This is a genomic window from Jatrophihabitans sp., from assembly GCF_051960575.1.
Classification (GTDB): Bacteria; Actinomycetota; Actinomycetes; order Mycobacteriales; family Jatrophihabitantaceae; genus JBQCEE01.
The window spans coordinates 1-3312 of sequence record NZ_JBQCEE010000312.1; the positions used below are offsets into that span (position 1 = coordinate 1).

Annotated in this window: 4 protein-coding genes; 3 read left to right on the plus strand and 1 reads right to left on the minus strand. The window is 73.6% G+C overall.

The window, feature by feature from the left end; all coding sequences use genetic code 11:
* Positions 1–219: ATP-binding protein (locus ACTHMS_RS17350; RefSeq protein ID WP_440307913.1), on the minus strand; the 219-nt coding region annotated here is incomplete at its 3' end.
* Between the two features lie 176 nt (positions 220–395).
* Between ACTHMS_RS17350 and ACTHMS_RS17355 the strand changes: the two genes are divergently transcribed.
* The 3 genes from ACTHMS_RS17355 to ACTHMS_RS17365 all read left to right on the plus strand — a co-directional run bounded on the left by ACTHMS_RS17355 (position 396) and on the right by ACTHMS_RS17365 (position 3079).
* Positions 396–1445, plus strand: coding sequence for a sensor histidine kinase (locus ACTHMS_RS17355; RefSeq protein ID WP_440307914.1), 1050 nt, complete (start codon positions 396–398; stop codon positions 1443–1445).
* Between the two features lie 123 nt (positions 1446–1568).
* A complete protein-coding gene (locus tag ACTHMS_RS17360; RefSeq protein WP_440307915.1) occupies positions 1569–1985 on the plus strand; it encodes a PAS domain-containing protein in 417 nt (138 codons plus the stop codon).
* Positions 1982–3079, plus strand: a complete 1098-nt coding sequence (locus tag ACTHMS_RS17365) for a hypothetical protein (protein ID WP_440307916.1) — start codon at positions 1982–1984, stop codon at positions 3077–3079. Before ACTHMS_RS17360 ends, ACTHMS_RS17365 begins: the two co-directional genes overlap by 4 nt.
* Positions 3080–3312: the final 233 nt, after the last annotated feature.

A 3312-nucleotide genomic window follows, 5' to 3' on the forward strand; every position in this document is an offset into this window, starting at 1 on the left:
CATCCCGGGTGCGTCGTCGGCCGCCTCGACCCGGAGCCGCTCGTGGTGCCCCTCGAGGGCGAGGGTGAAGGTGTGCGCCTCTGCCCGGACGCAGTTGCTGACCAGCTCGGACACCACCAGGGCGACGTCGTCGGCGGTCGGCGCGCTCGCGTACATGAGGTCGAGCTGTTCGGTGGTCCAGTGCCGCGCAGCCGGCACCGCCGCCGGCTCGCAGGTCATGGTCGTGTCCACCCGATGGCACATCGTCGCTCCGCCGCTGGTTCGGTCAGTCGTCTGCGTGGGTACCCGGCGCGTCCCGCGCCCAACCAGGATCGGGCCGCCGGGGTGCCACTCGGCCCTGCGAGCCCGCGACGGGCGGTCGGGACGCTGCTCGCAGCACCACGCGAGGAGCACCGATGCCGGCACGATCGAACGTCCGGGATGCCGAGACCCGGCTCGCCGAGCTCGTGTCCGCGCTCGACCACCTGCCCGCGATGGTCGCGTACTGGGACCGCGACCTGCACAACCGCCTCGCGAACGCCGCCTACCTCGAGTGGTTCGGCATCGGCCCCGACCGGATGGTCGGTATGCACATCCGCGACCTGCTCGGTCCGGAGTTGTACGCGCGCAACCTGCCCTACATCACCGCCGCTCTGGCGGGCGAGCAGCAGCTGTTCGAGCGGGTGCTCGTCGACACCGCCGGCCGGACGCGCTACACCCAGGCCTCGTACGTGCCCCACCTCGTCGACGGGGAGGTGCTCGGCTTCTTCGTCCTCGTCAGCGACATCACCGCCCGGGTGCAGGCCGAACAGGCGCTGCACGAGAGCGTCGCCCAGGTCGCCCTGCTGCAGGAGCGGCAGCGCATCGCGGCGGACATGCACGACCTGGTGATCCAGAACCTCTTCGCCGCCGGCCTGCTGCTGCAGACCGCCGAGCTCGCCTGCACCGGTGAGGCGCTGGACGCCGTTCGGGCGGCGACGACGCGCGTCGAGGACGCGATCGCCGCGCTGCGGCTGACGATCGCCGGGCTGACCCGCGACGTCGCGCCCGAGCGGTTGGCGGCGGACATCGAGCAGGTGGTCGCGGCCTGCCGACCGGCCCTTGGTCTGGATCCGACCGTCACGGTCTCCGGTCCGCCCGGCCTCGTGCCCTCCGACGCGCGTCCCGAGGTGCTGGCCGTGCTGCAGGAGGCACTGACCAACGTCGCCAAGCACGCGGCGGCGACCTCGGTCGACGTCACCCTCACGGCGACCGCGCAGGAGACCCGGCTCGTCGTGCGCGACGGCGGGCGCGGCATGGGCGGGACCAGTCGCAGCAGCGGGCTCGGCAACATGCGCCTGCGGGCCGAGCGGCTCGGTGGCCGGCTGACGGTGTCCGCCAACGACCCGCACGGCACCATCGTCGACTGGCGCGTGCCGGCGTCGCCCCCCCCGTCGCCCCCCCACCACGTCGCACCGCGGTCGTGAGGCGGTGGCCGGACGTCCCGGACCTGCGCGACGACCGGGACGGCTGGTCCCGGTTCCGGCACGACATTCGGCCCATGCACCGTTCGGCGCGACGGACGACGCTCGACAGACATGGAGGACCGCATGACCGACGGAAGGGGTGACGATGCAGTGGCCGACACCGATCTGCCTGACTTCGACACGCCACGGCTCGCGAAGCTGCTGGACGCGATGACGCCGGCCGAGTGGGACCAACTGCCGTTCGGGCTGATCGTGATGGACCGCGCCGGTGTGGTCACCCACTACAACGCCGACGAGTCCAGGCGGGCCGGCCTCGATGCCGCGCGCGTGCTCGGCCGCAACTTCTTCACCGACGTCGGGCCCTGCACGAACAACTACCTCATCGCCGACCGCTACCACCGCCTCGACCCGGCGACCGGCGCGCTCGACGACACCTTCGACTACGTCTTCACCTTCCGCATGGCCTGGACGCCGGTACGCCTCCGCCTGCTGGCCGATCCCGGCTCACCGAACCAGTTCCTGGCAGTCGAGTCGCGATGACCGATCAGGCCGATGTCGAGCTGTCCGAGACCGAGCAGGACCTGCTGCAGCTCTTCTACCAGTGCCCCGTCGGCCTGCTGCACGTCGACGACCACTGGCACATCCTTCGCGTGAATCCGGCCGCCGTCGCGCTGCTGGCCCCGCTCGCGCCCGGCAACGAGGTGCGCGACGTCCGCGCGTTGCTGCGGGACCGCGCACCGCAGGCGCTGCGCGCCCTCGAGTCGGAGCCGGATGCGGTCGGCCGGCTGCTGCCCGCCGAGCGGGTGCTGGTGGGGGCGCCGGGCGCGTGGCACGCGCGGCCGGTCGAGCTGCAGTTCGTCCGGTTGCGGCCCGGCAACACGGTCATCGTCGTCACCGACATCTCGGCGGAGCTGCGCTCGATGGCCGAGCAGGGCGCCCAGCTGCGAACCGCCCAGCGCACCGTGCTCATGGCGCCGGCGCAGACCCGCGAGGCCGCCGCCAGCCCGAGCCAGGCCATCGCCGCCATGCTCGCCGATGCGGCCGACGCCGACATCGCCGTGCTGCTGCTGCGCGAGCAGGGCGAGGGCCACTACTCGCCGATGGCGGTGGGCGGGCGGGACGCTGCCGCTGTCCAGATCGCGCCCAGCGGAGCGCTGCTCGACGAGGTGATCGCGAGCGGCGCACCCCGTCGGGTCGACGTCGCGTCGGGCGGGATCGACCTCGACCTGCCACAGAGTCGCTTCGGCCCGGTGCTCGTGCTGCCGCTGGTCGGTCCGGCGGCTTCGAGCGGCGTCGCCGTGCTGGCACGCCGACCGGGCCGTGAGCCGTTCACCGAGGTCGAGGCGTCCCGCATCGACGTGCTGACCGGGATCGCGACGCTGGCCGTCGAGGTCGAGACCGTCGCCGTGGTGCAGGACCGGCTGCAGTCGTTGCAGGCGCGCGAGCGCGCCCACCGTGAACTGCTCGACGTCGCGATCCAGCACCTCTACGCGGCCGGACTGCACCTGGGCACCACCGCCCAGACGGCGGGGAGTCGGCCGGTCGCCGACCGCATCACCGAGCTCGCGCAGGGCCTGAACCGGATCATCCGGGCCGCGCGCAGCAACCTGGGCGAGCCACCGCCGGGGTCGTGACGGCGTCAGGTCAGCCGTCGGGCCCGAATTGCTCGGCCAACAGGGAGGCCAGGTTGTCGAAAGCCGAGGATGTCAGGCCGACGTGGCCTCGAGTGGTAGCGCGATGCCGGACGTGGTCTGGAGCCTTCGCCGCGGGGGCGCGGGCCCCCGCCCCCCCCCGCCGCCGGGCCCCCCGCGGACCCGCCCCCGGGGGGCCCCCCCCCCCGGCGCCCCCGGGCGCACCAACGCGGCCC

What these genes read in the sequence shown, in the direction of transcription:
- ACTHMS_RS17355 (WP_440307914.1), top strand. Translation starts at nt 396, where the DNA reads ATGCCGGCACGATCGAACGTCCGGGATGCCGAGACCCGGCTCGCCGAG.
- ACTHMS_RS17360 (WP_440307915.1), top strand. Translation starts at nt 1,569, where the DNA reads ATGACCGACGGAAGGGGTGACGATGCAGTGGCCGACACCGATCTGCCT.
- ACTHMS_RS17365 (WP_440307916.1), top strand. Translation starts at nt 1,982, where the DNA reads ATGACCGATCAGGCCGATGTCGAGCTGTCCGAGACCGAGCAGGACCTG.